Annotated in this window: 18 protein-coding genes; 9 read left to right on the top strand and 9 right to left on the bottom strand. The window is 42.4% G+C overall.

The annotated features are described in order from the left end of the window. Positions 1-22: 22 nt before the first annotated feature. Positions 23-307 carry a lactococcin 972 family bacteriocin gene (locus HMPREF2991_RS05435; RefSeq protein WP_000737528.1) on the bottom strand — a complete coding sequence of 95 codons (285 nt, stop codon included), beginning with the start codon at positions 305-307 and terminating at the stop codon, positions 23-25. A 378-nt stretch (positions 308-685) separates the two neighbouring features. Here HMPREF2991_RS05435 and HMPREF2991_RS05430 point away from each other — a divergent pair, with 378 nt between their 5' ends. After that, complete coding sequence (locus HMPREF2991_RS05430) at positions 686-1,549, top strand: helix-turn-helix domain-containing protein (RefSeq protein WP_070683638.1); 864 nt, start codon at positions 686-688, stop codon at positions 1,547-1,549. A gap of 15 nt (positions 1,550-1,564) precedes the next feature. Here HMPREF2991_RS05430 and HMPREF2991_RS05425 read toward each other — a convergent pair whose 3' ends face one another. Further along, positions 1,565-2,188, bottom strand: a complete 624-nt coding sequence (locus HMPREF2991_RS05425; protein ID WP_042767626.1) for an aggregation-promoting factor — start codon at positions 2,186-2,188, stop codon at positions 1,565-1,567. 241 nt (positions 2,189-2,429) lie between these two features. On the opposite strand from HMPREF2991_RS05425, the gene sdaAB reads away from it, so the two are divergent. From sdaAB to HMPREF2991_RS05410, 3 genes are read left to right on the top strand one after another with little or no spacing between them, the layout of a single operon-like run. Further along, on the top strand, positions 2,430-3,101 hold the full coding sequence (gene sdaAB / locus HMPREF2991_RS05420) for an L-serine ammonia-lyase, iron-sulfur-dependent subunit beta (RefSeq protein ID WP_000555868.1): 672 nt from the start codon (positions 2,430-2,432) through the stop codon (positions 3,099-3,101). A gap of 8 nt (positions 3,102-3,109) precedes the next feature. Further along, a complete protein-coding gene (gene sdaAA / locus HMPREF2991_RS05415) occupies positions 3,110-3,982 on the top strand; it encodes an L-serine ammonia-lyase, iron-sulfur-dependent, subunit alpha (RefSeq protein WP_000500031.1) in 873 nt (290 codons plus the stop codon). Between the two features lie 21 nt (positions 3,983-4,003). Then, positions 4,004-4,633 (top strand): HAD-IA family hydrolase, encoded by a 630-nt coding sequence (locus HMPREF2991_RS05410; RefSeq protein ID WP_070683636.1) that lies wholly within the window; start codon positions 4,004-4,006, stop codon positions 4,631-4,633. Positions 4,634-4,720: 87 nt separating this feature from the next. On the opposite strand, the gene HMPREF2991_RS10630 is transcribed toward HMPREF2991_RS05410, so the two are convergent. The 4 genes from HMPREF2991_RS10630 to HMPREF2991_RS05390 all read right to left on the bottom strand — a co-directional run bounded on the left by HMPREF2991_RS10630 (position 4,721) and on the right by HMPREF2991_RS05390 (position 8,414). Beyond that, complete coding sequence (locus HMPREF2991_RS10630) at positions 4,721-4,927, bottom strand: DUF805 domain-containing protein (RefSeq protein WP_257371877.1); 207 nt, start codon at positions 4,925-4,927, stop codon at positions 4,721-4,723. Positions 4,928-4,988: 61 nt separating this feature from the next. Beyond that, positions 4,989-5,411, bottom strand: coding sequence for a DUF805 domain-containing protein (locus tag HMPREF2991_RS05400; protein ID WP_070569472.1), 423 nt, complete (start codon positions 5,409-5,411; stop codon positions 4,989-4,991). 246 nt (positions 5,412-5,657) lie between these two features. Continuing rightward, positions 5,658-7,508, bottom strand: a complete 1,851-nt coding sequence (locus HMPREF2991_RS05395) for a nucleoside-diphosphate sugar epimerase/dehydratase (RefSeq protein ID WP_070569476.1) — start codon at positions 7,506-7,508, stop codon at positions 5,658-5,660. Between the two features lie 75 nt (positions 7,509-7,583). Further along, positions 7,584-8,414, bottom strand: a complete 831-nt coding sequence (locus HMPREF2991_RS05390; RefSeq protein WP_070569479.1) for a glycosyltransferase — start codon at positions 8,412-8,414, stop codon at positions 7,584-7,586. Between the two features lie 221 nt (positions 8,415-8,635). Here HMPREF2991_RS05390 and HMPREF2991_RS05385 point away from each other — a divergent pair, with 221 nt between their 5' ends. From HMPREF2991_RS05385 to HMPREF2991_RS05365, 5 genes are all read left to right on the top strand, one after another. After that, positions 8,636-9,802 (top strand): CynX/NimT family MFS transporter, encoded by a 1,167-nt coding sequence (locus tag HMPREF2991_RS05385; protein WP_070569482.1) that lies wholly within the window; start codon positions 8,636-8,638, stop codon positions 9,800-9,802. A 135-nt stretch (positions 9,803-9,937) separates the two neighbouring features. Continuing rightward, a complete protein-coding gene (locus HMPREF2991_RS05380) occupies positions 9,938-10,264 on the top strand; it encodes a PadR family transcriptional regulator (protein WP_000273861.1) in 327 nt (108 codons plus the stop codon). Beyond that, complete coding sequence (locus tag HMPREF2991_RS05375) at positions 10,251-10,844, top strand: DUF1700 domain-containing protein (protein WP_033630476.1); 594 nt, start codon at positions 10,251-10,253, stop codon at positions 10,842-10,844. The genes HMPREF2991_RS05380 and HMPREF2991_RS05375 overlap by 14 nt, the downstream gene beginning before the upstream one ends. After that, on the top strand, positions 10,837-11,766 hold the full coding sequence (locus tag HMPREF2991_RS05370; protein ID WP_070569485.1) for a DUF4097 family beta strand repeat-containing protein: 930 nt from the start codon (positions 10,837-10,839) through the stop codon (positions 11,764-11,766). The genes HMPREF2991_RS05375 and HMPREF2991_RS05370 overlap by 8 nt, the downstream gene beginning before the upstream one ends. 62 nt (positions 11,767-11,828) lie before the next feature. Continuing rightward, positions 11,829-12,791, top strand: a complete 963-nt coding sequence (locus HMPREF2991_RS05365; RefSeq protein WP_070569488.1) for a DUF6574 domain-containing protein — start codon at positions 11,829-11,831, stop codon at positions 12,789-12,791. A gap of 62 nt (positions 12,792-12,853) precedes the next feature. Here the strand turns inward: HMPREF2991_RS05365 and HMPREF2991_RS05360 are convergent, their stop codons facing one another. The 3 genes from HMPREF2991_RS05360 to HMPREF2991_RS05350 all read right to left on the bottom strand — a co-directional run bounded on the left by HMPREF2991_RS05360 (position 12,854) and on the right by HMPREF2991_RS05350 (position 15,250). Next, entirely contained in the window at positions 12,854-13,714 is an 861-nt protein-coding gene (locus HMPREF2991_RS05360; protein WP_070683633.1) for a DUF4299 family protein, read from the bottom strand. A gap of 121 nt (positions 13,715-13,835) precedes the next feature. Next, positions 13,836-14,822, bottom strand: a complete 987-nt coding sequence (locus HMPREF2991_RS05355) for an oxygen-dependent tRNA uridine(34) hydroxylase TrhO (protein WP_001030012.1) — start codon at positions 14,820-14,822, stop codon at positions 13,836-13,838. A 131-nt stretch (positions 14,823-14,953) separates the two neighbouring features. Continuing rightward, entirely contained in the window at positions 14,954-15,250 is a 297-nt protein-coding gene (locus HMPREF2991_RS05350; RefSeq protein ID WP_070569495.1) for a bacteriocin immunity protein, read from the bottom strand. Positions 15,251-15,276 lie beyond the last annotated feature (26 nt).

The following is a 15,276-nucleotide window of genomic DNA, read 5'->3' as shown; positions in this document are numbered from 1 at the left end:
AACAGGAGAGGGAAAATTTCACTTAAAATCCATAGAAATATTCTAATCCTGTTGGCGGAATTTTAGTAAGGGAAGCTTGAGCCCAAACCCCGGGAGTTTCACGATCCCTAGAGATTCTACCACCATGTCGGACTGTTGCTGTATGAGATCGAGTAGAATGTAAATAATCAGAATATCCAAAAGTTCCTGTCCAACCTACTCCATAGTTCCATTGACCACCACCTACCCATACTGCCAAAACATTTGTCGTAGCAAGCAAACCACATGCCATTACGGTTGCGACACCAATTTTTACTAATTTTTTCATGATATTTTCCTCACATCTTATATCTTGAACTGTTTCACAGAAACAGATGAATTGGTTCATTTGTAAACATTGAAGTCCATTGGACTCACCTTCCTTTCGTTTTACTTAATCAAAATTTTATAAGAGCCATCCCCAAGGGAAGAAAATAACCATCCATAACATAAATAACAACAGACGATATACTTTTTTATACATTTGATACCCCCTTAGTACTTCATCATCTTGATTATAAAATACAATATACCTTGTCGTAAAATTTGTTAACCTTTTTCACAAATTTATTTTAGATTTCTTTTTTACTTTTTATATTACTATGATACAATATTTTTAATCAGTTTCAATTTATTGTTAACTTTTTTCACAAATAAGGAGGGAATCATGCGCTACGATTTTGGAAATGTTTATAAAGAAATCCGTGAGTCAAAAGGATTGACTCAAGAAGAGGTCTGTGGGGGTGTTCTCTCAAGAACCAGCCTATCAAAAATAGAAAGTGGCAAGACAACTCCAAAATATGAGAATATGGAATTTCTTCTCCAGCAAATTAATATGAGTTTTGAAGAGTTTGAATATATTTGCCATCTCTACCACCCAAGTGAACGATCAACTATCATGCAGACTTTTCTAAAAATGGCTTCTATTAGTGGTACGAGCGACTTAAGTAAATTACTCAAAAAATGCCAACATTATCTAAAAACACATCATGATTTTCCCATCCAGCAGTTGCAAGATATGCTCGAAATCGTTATCTACATCCGTGAAAATGGGATAGAAAAATTGTCAAGTAAGGTTGACAACATTGTAAACAGATTATGGGATAAGATTGAGAAACAAGATACTTGGTATGAGAGTGACCTCAAAGTCCTTAATACCATTCTCTTTGCTTTTCCTATGGAGTATATTCATCAGATTACCGAAAAAATTCTCGAACGACTAGAGGTTTATAAACACTATAGTCCTGTCTTTCAGCTTCGTATGATGTTGCTTCTGAATCTCTCAACTCTTTATCTTTACAATGGTGATAAGCTGCTTTGCAAACAGCTTTGCTACACTCTCTTAGAGGAGGCAAAAGCAAGCAAACAGTACGATACACTTGCGTTTTCCTATATTCGTATCGGCATTTGTGCTAATGATGCTCAGTTGATACAGAATGGACTCTCCTTAGCTAAACTAGTAGAAGATGAACACTTACTAACAGAGCTAGAGCGAGAAGTTAACATCTTTGTAGACAAAAAAGAGCCCTAAAGGACTCTTGTATTCTTAATACCAACCGTTGTTAAGCCAGAAGTTCTTGGCAGCTGTCCATGAACCGTAACGTCCTGCAACGTAGGCATCTGCTACACGTTCTTGGTTTTCAGCTGAGTAGTCACCGTTCAAGTATGAATCTGTCAATTGGTAACGTCCGATGTAACGTCCGTTTGTAGCAGTGTAGCTACCACCTGATTCTTTTTGAGCGATCCATTCTTTGGCTTCTGCTTCAGAACCACTTACAGTAGAAGCTGCTGCAGTGTTGCTTTCTGCTGCTGGAGTTGCAGGTGCAGCTGGGGCTTCATAAGTTGTTGTTGCTGCTGGAGCTTCTTCAACTGTTTCTGTAGCTACTGGAGCTGTTTCTTCCGTTGTTGCTGCTGGAGCTACAGTAGAAGCTGTTCCTTCGATAACCAAAACTTGGTCAACATAGATAAGGTGAATATCTTTGATGTTGTTTTTTGCTGCCAATTTTTCAACAGTTGTGTTGTACTTCTCAGCGATTTCTGAAAGAGTATCACCTGATTTAACTGTGTAAGTCACAGTTTCTTGGGCAGATGCAAGTGATGGAGCAAAGAAAGCAAGCAAAGCTGCTACTCCTGCGATAGTTGTTTTAATTTTTTTAGTTGTTAATGACATATCTAAAAATTCTCCTTTTTATCTATGATACTATTTTACTCCTCGAATGTTACCGTTGTTTAACGGTTTTATGTAGAAATATTACAAAAATGTTTTATATTTACCGTTTTAAGGAGGTTTTTGTCACAAAAGACCTTATTTTATACTAACTTTAATCATTTTAAGCTTTTGATAAGGGAAATAAGCGTAGCGGTCCATTCTTTGATATAATAGATATAAGAATCTTTGTAAGGGGAAACAGATGCACTCACTTCGTTTTCAATCTGTCTTTGATATTATCGGACCAGTCATGATTGGCCCATCAAGTAGCCATACAGCTGGAGCTGTTCGTATCGGAAAAATCGTCTCTTCCATCTTTGACGATACGCCGACAGAAGTCGAATTCCAATTATTTAACTCATTTGCCAAAACCTACCGTGGTCATGGAACTGACCTTGCTCTCGTCGCTGGTATATTAGGTATGGATACGGATGATCCTGATATTCCAAATAGCCTAGAGATTGCCCATAAACGTGGTATCAAGATTGTCTGGACCATTCAGAAGGACAGCAACGCTCCTCACCCTAACACCACTAAAATTACTGTGAAGAATGAACACAAGTCCATCAGTGTGACAGGAATTTCCATTGGTGGGGGAAATATCCAAGTTACGGAGCTTAACGGCTTTGCTGTCTCTCTCAACATGAATACACCGACCATCATCATCGTGCATCAGGATGTTCCGGGTATGATTGCCCATGTCACAGAAGCCCTCTCTCGTTTTGATATCAACATCGCTCAGATGAATGTGACTAGAGAAAAAGCTGGAGAAAAAGCCATCATGATTATCGAAGTCGATAGTCGAAGTTGCGAAGAGGCGATTGAAGAAATCCGAAAAATCCCTCATCTCCACAATGTCAATTTCTTTAAGTAGGAGGAAACATGTTTTATTCTATCAAAGAATTGGTCGAGCAGGCGGATCTAGACTTCCAAGGAAATGTCGCAGAACTCATGATTGCGACAGAATATCAACTAACCGGTCGGGAACGTCCAGAAGTTCTCCTCCTCATGGAACGCAATCTAGAAGTCATGAAAGCCTCTGTCGAGCTCGGTCTCAGTGAAAATAAATCCCGTAGTGGCCTAACGGGCGGAGACGCAGCCAAACTAGACCGCCATCTCAAAAGTGGCAAGGCCTTGTCGGACTTTACCATCCTATCAGCAGCCCGTAATGCCATCGCGGTCAATGAACACAATGCTAAGATGGGCTTGGTCTGCGCCACTCCAACCGCAGGAAGTGCCGGCTGTCTGCCAGCCGTTCTCACTGCTGCTATCCAAAAACTTGACCTCAGCCACGAAGAACAGTTAGATTTCCTCTTTGCTGCTGGTGCCTTTGGACTAGTCATCGCAAACAATGCCTCTATCTCAGGCGCTGAAGGTGGCTGCCAGGCCGAAGTTGGCTCTGCCTCTGCCATGAGTGCCGCAGCCTTGACCTTGGCTGCAGGTGGAACTCCCTATCAGGCTAGTCAAGCCATCGCCTTTGTCATTAAAAATATGCTGGGCCTCATCTGCGACCCCGTCGCTGGTTTGGTTGAAGTTCCCTGTGTCAAACGAAATGCCATGGGAGCCAGCTTTGCCTTTATCGCAGCAGACATGGCCTTGGCAGGTATCGAGTCTAAGATCCCTGTTGACGAAGTCATCGATGCAATGTACCAAGTTGGATCAAGTCTTCCAACTGCCTTTCGTGAAACGGCCGAGGGTGGACTCGCCGCCACACCTACTGGTCGTCGCCTACAAAAAGAAATCTTCGGAGAATAAGTTTATCTGTTAGGAGAAATCATGCCCTCTATCTCAGCTATCTTTTTTGATCTGGACGGAACCCTGGTTGACAGTTCCCTCGGGATCCACAATGCCTTTACCCATACCTTTAAAGAGCTAGGAGTTCCAAGCCCTGATGCCAAAACCATTCGTGGTTTCATGGGCCCGCCACTTGAAAGTAGCTTTGCAACGTGTCTTCCCAAGGAACAAATCTCAGAAGCTGTTCAAATCTATCGTTCTTACTACAAGGAAAAAGGAATCCACGAAGCGCAACTCTTCCCCCGAATAACGGAATTGCTTCAAGAGCTTTCGCAAAACTACCCTCTCTACATCACTACAACAAAGAATACTCCTACTGCTCACGATATGACTAAAAATCTGGGAATCCATCATTTCTTTGACAGCATTTACGGTTCCAGTCCTGAAACACCTCATAAGGCGGATGTTATTCGTTATGCTTTGCAAACGCATCAACTCCATGCAGACCAAGTTCTCATTATTGGCGACACCAAGTTTGATATGATCGGAGCCCAAGAAACTGGCATTAAAAAGTTTGCTGTTACTTGGGGATTTGGAGAAGAGGCTGATTTACTCAGCTATCAGCCTGACTGGATTGCCCGTACCATTGACGATATCATTAGCCAACTCTAACCATACAAAAATACTCCTAACACTAGTGAACTAGGTTGAGGAGTATTTTTTATATGTTGTTACTATCAGAAGGAATCAACTCCATGCTTAAGCAGTAATTTGATCCTGTTCTTCAGTATCTGCATCTTCATCCTTCTTACTTGGCCAAGCAAGCATCACAATAAGAGCAATCGGTCCAACGATAGGAACCAAAGCTATGAAAATAACGGCCCAGTGGAAACCAGCGCCTCGTAAGCGGCGAACAGTCACGGCGATAGAAGGCAACATGAGAATAGCCGCTAAAAAGAAGTACAAGCCCTGAAGCGATTATTTGCTGCGAAGCGACTCAGACGTTTTTAAATAGAGTAAAAATATCTTAATATTTTCGTACCATTTCTTCAAACCGAGAGTCTTCCGTATTCTCTTTATCTTTTTCACTATTCTCTATCACTTTTTCTCCAAATCGTTGACTTGGCATAGCGAGCATAACGAGCAGTGTTATTGCACCCAAAGGAACAAATACAATAAAAATATAGGCCCAATGGATACCCACATCTCGTAAGCGACGTACTATCAGTGCTAGTAGAGGAACAAACTCTACTATAAACAAAATAATACACATACTGAAGACCGCAATATTCCTAATGGCTTTATCAGATTCTAATCCCGTGAACAGCGAGTAGTAGGCGGGCAAGAAAATTACCATATTTAGCAGCCAAACCCACCAAAATTCTGGACGTGTGGAACGACCAGAAAAATTTGCATAGCCTTTGAAAAAACTCCTAATAGCACTCAGCATACAAAAAATCTCCTTTTGATTTTAATACTTATTTTGCAAAGTTATACTACCAGCTAAAAATAGAGGTAGTTTTTAGATTGTCTGAAATCACTCTCCTGATAGATCACATAACATCGTCCCTTGAATAGTTGCGCTTATTAATCCTTTGAAAGAGACGATGTTTTCTACTCTCTATTTATAAAAACCAGCTTTCTGATTTCCTCAGAAAACTGGCGATAGTTGTTTCATTATGAAGGGGATACACTCTTACTCAGCATGAGTTGTCTCATTCGCAAAGGAAATAATCGCTTCTTTAAGCTCATCTCCGCTGAGTGAACGGAACTCTTCAATCTTTTGATCGATGGCTTCTAGAGGCATGACATTTACCTTACCAACGAAAATCTTGTCCATGACTTGGTTATCAACCAATTCGGTCGAAACCAAGAGTTCTTCATAGAGTTTTTCTCCTGGGCGGATACCGACCTCAACGATTGGAATTTCACTTTCAGTGTGTCCGCTTAGAAGAACCATTTTCTTAGCCAAGTCATAGATCTTGACTGGTTTGCCCATATCGAGGATAAAGACTTCTCCGTCCTTGGCATAAGCGCCAGCATGGATTACTAGACGGCTAGCCTCTGGAATGGTCATAAAGTAACGTGTCATACGGAAGTCTGTCACCGTTACAGGACCGCCTTCAGCAATCTGACGTTCAAAGACAGGAATCACGCTACCACGACTACCGAGAACATTCCCAAAACGAACTGCACAGTAGGTTGATTTGCTGCGTTGGTTAAAGCCAGTGACAATCAATTCTGCCACGCGCTTGGTTGCACCCATAACATTCGGTGGATTGACCGCCTTATCAGTCGAAATCATGACCATCTTAGGCACTTTGGCCTCATCAACAGCCTTGGCAACATTGTAGGTACCGAGGATATTGTTCTTGAAGGCTTCTTTTGGATTGCGTTCCATCATTGGAACGTGCTTGTGGGCTGCAGCATGGTAAACGATGGCTGGTTTGTACTGCTCAAACACCTGCAAGAGACGGTCATAGTCCTGAATATCTGCAATAACAGGAACATAATCAATCCCTTGGAATGTACGGATCAATTCATGATAAACGAGATAGATGGAATTTTCGCCATGCCCAAGCAAGATGATACGTTCTGGATTGAAGCGGCTAACCTGACGACAAATCTCCGAACCAATCGAACCACCAGCTCCTGTCACCAAGATGGTCTTGCCTGTAATCTCAGTACCTAGACGCGATTCGTCGAGACGAATTTCCTGACGGCCCAAAAGGTCTGTGATATCAATTTTCTGGAAGCCACTACCTGATTGATGGAGTCCTTGAACGACTGTCTCAACCTTAGGCATCTTGTAACATTTGACGCCTAGCTTATTACACATCTGCAAGATGCGTTCGTACTCTGATGGGTCAAGCGAAGGGATTGCTACGATAACACGCTCGATTTGGTGACGTTTAGCCAATTCAGGTAGATTATCATAAGAGCCCAAAACTGGGATTCCACCTAGTTTTTGTCCCTTTTTCTTTTCATCGTTATCCAAAATCCCCACTAGCTCAAGGTCGCTAGTTGGATGTTGGTAGCTGTTCATAAAGAGGGCGCCACCATCACCAGCACCGATCAAGAAGGTACGGCGATGCTCTCCATCTCCACTACCTTGCTTGCGCTTAGAATAAATCAGCTGCCAAGTGATACGAGGAAGCAAGATGAGGAAGGTACTCAACAAAATGAAGAGTACGATGAAACGGATAGAAAACAATGGAAGAAAGGCATAGCAGATTCCATAAGAAAGAACACTGCTGAGCATCACTCCGAAAAAGATTTTCATGAAATCCGTAATCTTGCTATAACGACTGATACTAGCATTTAGCCCCCAAAATGCAATCATGATTTGATAAAGGAGGAAGGCTAAAAGAGTGTAGATTACATAATCCACAGGCGCCGGATTTATAAGGCCATAAAACAAGATATAAGATACGATGATGGAAACCACCATACTCAGAATATCGAATATCCCCCAAAACACTTGTTTTTGCTGTTTATTTAAAATTTCAACCAGATCAATCACATAATCTGTTAGTTTTTTATTCATAGGAATTTACTCCCCCTTAAAAGAGTCAGATGATACTGTTGTTATGATAACCTGAATCATTCAGTCTATCGGGGCTCACTTTCTCTTTCTTAAAAGTTTGACGAAGATAAACTGACGTACAAAGCCTGGACAAAGTGCAACAATTGCCTGAATGAAGATACTTTTAGCATATTCCATGTAAGAAATTTGCCCTCGCTCAAGCATGCGCTGACGAGCTTGACGATAGAGTTTAAGGTAACGCAAGCCACCTCGACGCTCAAACATCCCTGCACCGACACGAACCTTACACAAGATTTGATCTAGGTTCCCAGTCTTGGCACCTGCAGCAATCATATTGAGCCAAAGGAGGTCATCCTCCATGTAAAGGCCATCTTCATAGTTGCCCGCCTTGAGGACCATGTCCTTTTTGAACATGACTGTCATATGGTTAAAGGCGCTTCTCATTCTCTGATAAGCCACAATGTCTGCATGCTGAGTTGGAACACGACGATAAGACACAATCTCATCTGGATTGTCAATGAACTCTGCGATATGCCCACCTAAGAGGTCGAGATCTTCTTTCTCCATTAGCTGAAGCTGTTTCTCAAAACGATCCGGAACGGCTAAATCATCCGTATCCATGCGGGCAATAATGTCATACTGGCACTGTAAAACACCGTATCGAAGAGCCAAGCCTAAACCTTGGTTTTGTTCTAAGGGGCACCGTTTAACTGGAATGTCTGACTGAGCTTCCACTTCATCTAGCACCTGATAGAGTTCGGGTGTGAGCGGGCCGTCCTCAACAAGAACAAGTTCACTCGGTTTCAAGGTCTGGTTTTGAACACTTTTGATAGCATCTCTTAAAAACGTCGGATTTTCCTTTACATAGACCGACATCAAGACGCTGATTTTTTGCTTTTCAGGCACAGTTTTTCTCCAATGTATAGATTTCCTTCCACTATTTTATCACAAATTCTCCTAGTTTCCTATTTTTATATCAAATCAAGGAAAATTCTAGTAAAGAAATCTGTCTCTTTTCACTTTATTTTCACTTCCATTGATTGAACTGTCTTGGCTGTCATTACTTGACATTATAAGGAAAAAACCTTAAAATAAGCTGTTATTAAAATCATCCTATCGAGGTTTTTATGAAAAAACAATCACTCTTTTTTGTTCTAGGAATTGTCTTAATCGGGACTGTTTTACGCTCTCCTTTTACTGCTCTTCCAACCATTTTAGGAGATATCGCTCAGGGACTAGGAGTGGAGGTTAGCTCTCTTGGGATTTTAACCAGTCTCCCTCTCTTGATGTTTGCTCTTTTCTCTGCTTTTGCAAGCCGCTTGGCACAAAAAATCGGGTTGGAACACCTCTTTACTTACTGTCTCCTCCTCTTAACTGTTGGCTCTGTCATTCGTATCTTCAATCTTCCCCTTCTTTATCTAGGAACCCTAATTGTGGGAGCAAGCATAGCGATCTTCAATGTACTCCTCCCAAGTATGATCCAGGCAAATCAGCCTCAAAAGATTAGTTTCCTAACAACTCTCTATGTCACTGCCATGGGAATTTCGACAGCCATCGCTTCTTATCTATCCGTCCCTATCACCCAAGCTAGTTCTTGGAAGGACCTCATCCTCGTTCTCAGCTTTCTCTGTCTGGTCACTCTACTAGTCTGGTTGCCAAATCATCGCCACAATCACCGCCTAGAAAGCCAAAAAGAAAAGCAAGTCAAAGAGAATATTCTAAAAAGTAAAGATGTCTGGGCTATCATTATCTTTGGCGGGCTTCAGTCCTTGCTCTTTTATACAAGTATGACCTGGTTGCCAACTATGGCTGTTAGTGCTGGTATTTCTAATAGTGATGCGGCTCTCCTCGCTTCTATTTTCTCACTGATCAGCATTCCTTTTTCGATGACTGTTCCAAGTCTGACGACTCGTCTATCAGATGGTTACCGTCGAATCATGCTGGCAATTATCTCTATCGCTGGTATGATGGGAATTGCCATGCTCTTGTATCCAGCCAATAATTTCCTCTACTGGTTAGTTGTCCATCTCTTGATTGGAACGGCCTGCAGTGCCCTCTTCCCCTACCTCATGGTTTGCTTTTCTCTTAAAACCAGTTCTCCTGAAAAGACAGCTCAGCTATCAGGACTAGCGCAAACAGGAGGCTACATCTTGGCGGCCTTTGGTCCTGCCTTGTTTGGTTATAGTTTTGAACTTTTTCAATCTTGGATCCCAGCTGTCCTTGCCCTTCTAGCCATCGATATCATCATGACCATCTCACTCTTTATGGTAGATCGGGCTGATAAAATCCTCTAAACTTCTAGTTTTTACTAGGAGTTTTTTATATATAAAATTTTTACACATATTTCTTGACAGGGCTTTCAACTTGAGATACAATATATTTGAAAAGAGTATATATAAAATTTTTATATAATATAAAGGAGGTTTCCCATGTACTTCCCAACATCCTCTGCCTTGATCGAGTTTCTCATCTTGGCTGTACTGGAGCAGGGGGATTCTTATGGTTATGAGATTAGTCAAACCATTAAGCTCATTGCCAATATCAAAGAATCTACGCTCTATCCCATTCTCAAAAAATTGGAAGCCAGTGGCTTTCTAACCACCTACTCTAGAGAGTTTCAGGGGCGTATGCGCAAATACTACTCCTTGACCAATCGGGGCGTAGAGCAGCTCGTTACTCTAAAGGAAGAGTGGACGCTCTATACCGAAACCGTCAACGGCATCATAGAAGGGAGTATCCGCCATGACAAGAACTGACTATCTGACTCAGTTAGAAACCTATCTCCATAAACTACCTGAAGCTGACCGCATCGAAGCCATGGACTACTTTAAGGAACTATTTGACGATGCAGGTCCAGAGGGCGAAGAAGAACTCATTGCCAGTCTGGGAACTCCAAAAGAAGCTGCCCATGATATCCTCTCTGATCTTCTCGATAAAAAGGTCAATGAGGCACCTGCTCAAAAGAATGATCGCCAACTGCTACACATTGCCCTCCTGGCTCTGCTAGTAGCTCCTATCGGAATTCCGGTCGGGATCGGCATCCTCATGGCCATCATCGGTATTTTTATCGCAGCTGTCTCCGTCATTCTAGCCTTTTTCACTGTTTCGGTGACGGGTATCCTGCTAGGTGGACTCTTTATCATAGAGAGCTTTAGTGTTCTGGTCGAAGCCAAATCTGCCTTTATCTTGATTTTTGGGGCCGGTTTGCTTTCTATCGGTGCTTCTTCTCTTGTTCTACTAGGTATCTCCTATGTAGCCCGTTTCTTTGGTCTCCTAATCGTCCGCTTGGTGCAATGGATTCTTAAAAAAGGAAAGAGAGGTGACAGACATGCGTAAATTGACAAAAGGATTTCTCATCTTTGGTGTGGTTTCTACAATCCTTGGTTTTATCATGATCATTGTAGGCGCCCAGTCCAATGGTATTCAAAGTTTGCTTGCCATGTCAAAAGACCCCGTCTATGACAATCGTATCGAAGAAGTGACCTTTGGAAGCGAAGTGGAAAAACTTGATTTGACCCTTGAAGAACACAGCCTAACCATCACAGAGTCTGTAGATGACAAGATCCATATCACCTATCATCCTTCCGTATCTGGTCGTCACGATTTGACTACTGGTATGAGTGACAAAACACTGAGCGTCACTGACAAACAAGCCTCCCAACATCGTTTTCTCGGTTCAGGAATCGAAAGCCTACTTCGTATCGCCAGCAACTATTCTAATCGTTTTGACGAAGTCGTTCTCTCCCTACCCAAAGGAAGAAAGCTGCAAGCTATCACCGTCTCAGCCAATCGTGGACAAACTAATATTCGTCAAGCCAACCTTGAAAATGCAACCATCAAAACAAAAGGCTATCTCTTAAGACTAACAGAAAGTTCTATCAAGAACAGCACATTAACGGCATCTCATATCATCAATATCTTTGATGCCGAATTGACAGATAGTCAGGTCAAGACGGAGGGAGCACACATCTATGCTGAGAATATCCAGGTTCACGGCAAGGTCGAGCTAGAGGCTTATTCAACTCTACAACTCATTCTCTCCCAGAAAGAGACTGACCGTATCAATCTAGAAATTTCTTCTCAGCATGGTGGTATCTATCGTCAACCCAAAGAAGAACATCGTGGACAAAAAGAGAATGTACTTGCCAACCCTTATAAAACCGAAAAAGCAGATATCAAGGATTTACTCATTGCAAAAGCCAACCAGGATATCTACCTACCTAAAGAGGAGCATTCTGCTCCATCTAGAAACCATTGACAAAAACGCTTTCATCTGCTAGTCTAAAGATAGAAAACGACCATAAAAAAGGAGGTTCCACCATGACACAAGAATGGTTTGAAAGCGCCGATCTTGAGAAGAAATCAGCTCAGACGAAATCGGAAATCCAGCCCGACCAACCAGAGACTTCGGAAACTGTGGAGACCGAACCACAAGCAAGCCAAGAAACTCCTATCTCACCTAAAGAGTCGGAAACGCATGAGGAGGAAGCTCCCGAAATGGCTGAGGAAACCCAAACCGAGGAAGAGGGAGAAGGGAAAGCTGAAGAGAAAGGCAACCAAGAGAACCCTACAAAAGAAAAAAACATCCTCAGCAAGGCTTTAGATAGTCCCTATATCCCAGATATTGACCCCCGCAAAACTGCTCGATTCAAAGAAGAAATCGCACTATTTTGGACTTGGCTTCTGGACGCTATCCAAGAACCAACTGCCAGCAAGACTACGGACCAAAAGCATCGTTACAGTGTCTTTGGCCTGCTCACTTTGCTATCCATGATTAACCTTTTCTTTAGTATCTATCATATCAAGCACCTCTACTACGGCTATATGGCATCTATTGCCAATAGTTTACCTAACCAGCTCCCTCCTTTAAATCTCTTTGCTGGACTCTCCATCTTGGTCGCTAGCGCTCTATTTTACTTTTCCATCATTTTGGGAGGCTTTACTGTCCGACGTGTGCTGGACCAGGAGAGCGACTTCACATTCCAAGAAGCCTTCGATCGGTATAGCCGACTCTTTGCTATCCCACTTGTCCTAACGGCTCTAGCAAGTTTCTTTGCACTCTTTGGTGGCTTACGATTTGCTGGTATCCTCACTCTTCTCAGCATGGCCATCTTTGCCCTTGGAAATCTCTTTGTGATTAGCAAGCCAAGTAAGACCAGTAGCCTGGACCCATTTTATCGATTCCTGCTAGCTGTCTTACTTGATGGCGCTATTCTCTTCCCCTTCTTCATTGCAGAGCTCGCGCTGACAGTAGACTACCTTCGCATCCTGACCTTCTTTTAACCAAAATCCCTGCCATTGACCAATGACAGGGATTTTTAGACTTACTCTTTTTTAAACAAGGCCTACTCGATGCTTGCCAATTCCTCAAAATCTTTTCCCAAAATGGCTTGTACTTCTAGTTGATTGGCATCTAGTTGGTGGTAAAATGCTGTTGATAGTGACTCTAGGAATTTTGCGTAATCCAAGCGAGCGATGGATTCGTAGTCTTCGGCTTTTGAACCATCACCAGAAATCGCCACTAGGTCAATCTCCCAAACAAGTTCCTTGCCTGCTAGCTGCTCCGTATAAGGCACAGGTACAATGGGTTCTTTTGGCAAAATCGTCTTGACTCCTTGGGCTAGGTGATAGATACCGTGCACCTTGCCTTGAGCATCTGGGTAAAATTTCACACTGGCAAGGTAGGCATCAGAGCCTTGAACCTTCTTGACTAGCTCTTCAAAACGTGCCAATCCATCCTCAGCAAAAAAGCTCTCGAGGTATTCCTTGTTAAGATAGATAGGGGACAAGATTCCTTGGCAATATACTAAACGAACCGCCTTATCCGCTAGATAATTCTGAACTGTTTGTCGGAAATAAGCTTCAAAGTCAAATCCTTCTAACCCTTCTACCACATGCCCCAACTTGCTCGATAGGGCTTGGAGGAGAGCCTCTACAATCTCCCAGTCCGCTCTGGTAAGGAAGTCTGGAATCACCACTTGATAGCCTTTTCGACTATCCGCATAGTTCACCTTGAAGAGAAATTGTGACTGACCTACAATCCCACACTCGATATACTCGAGACGATTGAGGGGCTGACGGAGATAGACCGCATCATAACTGTGTGACTCCAAGCCCTCCACCAAGGCCAAGATAGACTTGGCAGTCAAGACCTCCTGTTGTCCTAGAATACTATCTTTATTTGGGATAAAAAATATTTTCGCCATAACTGGCCTCCTTTGAAATCGTTTACACATAGTATACACTATTTTCCTGAAAGATACAGAAACAAATTTTAGATTTTTGAGTAAAAAGCATAGAAAAACAGCCCCTAAGGACTGTTTGATGTTATACAGTAGCGACTTGATCCAAGCTTTCACCGATAGCTGCTAGGCGCTCGATTACTTCTGCTTGTGTCAATTCATTTTCTGAAACATAGCGGTTGCGTGGGTGAACACGGCACTCGTGTGAGCATCCACGGAGGTACTTGTCTTCATTTTCTTCTGATGTCAAGATACGACGGTTACAGAAGGGATTTCCACAGTTGACATAGCGTTCACATGGTGTTCCATCAAACCAGTCTTTCCCTACGATGGTTGGGTTAACATGGTTAACATCAACGGCGATACGCTCGTCAAAGACGTACATTTTCCCATCCCAAAGCTCACCTTGAACTTCTGGATCTTTACCGTAAGTTGCGATTCCTCCGTGCAATTGGCCGACATCTTTGTAGCCTTCACGGACCATCCAGCCTGAGAATTTCTCACAGCGAACGCCACCTGTACAGTAAACCACAACACGTTTATCCATGAATTTTTCCTTGTTGTCACGGACCCATTGTGGCAACTCACGGAAGTTGCGGATGTCTGGACGGATAGCCCCTCGGAAATGTCCTAGGTCGTACTCATAATCGTTACGTGTGTCAAGAACCACTGTATCTTCGTCAAGAAGGGCTTCTTTAAACTCTTTTGGAGACAAGTAAGCGCCTGTTGTTTCAAGTGGATTGATGTCGTTGTCAAAATCGTTGTCTTCCAAACCAAGGTGGACAATTTCTTTCTTGTAGCGAACAAACATCTTCTTGAAGGCTTGTTCATTTTCTTCGTCAATCTTGAACCAGAGGTCCTCCATGCCTGGGAGGCTGTGAACATAGTCCATGTATTTTTGAGTTGTTTCGTAGTCACCTGAAACAGTCCCGTTAATCCCCTCGTCAGCGACGAGAATACGGCCTTTGAGACCGATTGATTTACAGAAAGCCAAGTGATCTGCCGCAAATTGCTCTGCGTTTTCAATTGGAGTATAAAGGTAGTAAAGTAAGACACGAATATCTTTTGCCATAAGATTTGTTCTCTTTTCTATTCTTAAATTTTCAGAATTTTTCATTCAACTATACTAGTATACCCACTTGGGAAAACGAATGCAATTTATTTGACCGGAAATTATATAGAGAGACCTGCCACTGCACTTCATCAGTAACCATAGCGAATCGCAGATAATTCTCTCAATTTTTTGATTTGCTTAGCTTGATTTTCTGACAAACCCAGCTTGTTATCAATCAACACACGTGAGATGTCAACATTCATTTGGCTCAGAATAAATGGAGTAGAGGTTCCATCATCCTCTAATCGTTTTTGATAAATCACTAACTGATTTTTTAGGGGAGCAAGTTGAGGCGCAGCCTTTATATCTTCCAATAGATGATCAATGATGGTCATCGCTTCACAACGCCTTTCACTTCCTCCAGCAAACCATTTTAATGGTGTCATACTCATTTTCCTCCTGAAATTCGCTT

This window comes from Streptococcus sp. HMSC072D07 (assembly GCF_001814835.1).
Taxonomy (GTDB): Bacteria; Bacillota; Bacilli; order Lactobacillales; family Streptococcaceae; genus Streptococcus.
Note: the sequence above shows the minus strand (reverse complement) of the source record. Positions and strands in the feature narration are given on the sequence as shown.

Coding starts and splice junctions, on each gene's coding strand:
- sdaAA (WP_000500031.1), top strand. CDS start 3,110: ATGTTTTATTCTATCAAAGAATTGGTCGAGCAGGCGGATCTAGACTTC.
- HMPREF2991_RS05385 (WP_070569482.1), top strand. CDS start 8,636: ATGAAAAAACAATCACTCTTTTTTGTTCTAGGAATTGTCTTAATCGGG.
- HMPREF2991_RS05400 (WP_070569472.1), bottom strand. CDS start 5,411: ATGCTGAGTGCTATTAGGAGTTTTTTCAAAGGCTATGCAAATTTTTCT.
- sdaAB (WP_000555868.1), top strand. CDS start 2,430: ATGCACTCACTTCGTTTTCAATCTGTCTTTGATATTATCGGACCAGTC.
- HMPREF2991_RS05430 (WP_070683638.1), top strand. CDS start 686: ATGCGCTACGATTTTGGAAATGTTTATAAAGAAATCCGTGAGTCAAAA.
- HMPREF2991_RS05355 (WP_001030012.1), bottom strand. CDS start 14,822: ATGGCAAAAGATATTCGTGTCTTACTTTACTACCTTTATACTCCAATT.
- HMPREF2991_RS05435 (WP_000737528.1), bottom strand. CDS start 307: ATGAAAAAATTAGTAAAAATTGGTGTCGCAACCGTAATGGCATGTGGT.
- HMPREF2991_RS05370 (WP_070569485.1), top strand. CDS start 10,837: ATGCGTAAATTGACAAAAGGATTTCTCATCTTTGGTGTGGTTTCTACA.
- HMPREF2991_RS05395 (WP_070569476.1), bottom strand. CDS start 7,508: ATGAATAAAAAACTAACAGATTATGTGATTGATCTGGTTGAAATTTTA.
- HMPREF2991_RS05350 (WP_070569495.1), bottom strand. CDS start 15,250: ATGACACCATTAAAATGGTTTGCTGGAGGAAGTGAAAGGCGTTGTGAA.
- HMPREF2991_RS05360 (WP_070683633.1), bottom strand. CDS start 13,714: ATGGCGAAAATATTTTTTATCCCAAATAAAGATAGTATTCTAGGACAA.
- HMPREF2991_RS05365 (WP_070569488.1), top strand. CDS start 11,829: ATGACACAAGAATGGTTTGAAAGCGCCGATCTTGAGAAGAAATCAGCT.
- HMPREF2991_RS05380 (WP_000273861.1), top strand. CDS start 9,938: ATGTACTTCCCAACATCCTCTGCCTTGATCGAGTTTCTCATCTTGGCT.
- HMPREF2991_RS05375 (WP_033630476.1), top strand. CDS start 10,251: ATGACAAGAACTGACTATCTGACTCAGTTAGAAACCTATCTCCATAAA.
- HMPREF2991_RS05410 (WP_070683636.1), top strand. CDS start 4,004: ATGCCCTCTATCTCAGCTATCTTTTTTGATCTGGACGGAACCCTGGTT.
- HMPREF2991_RS05425 (WP_042767626.1), bottom strand. CDS start 2,188: ATGTCATTAACAACTAAAAAAATTAAAACAACTATCGCAGGAGTAGCA.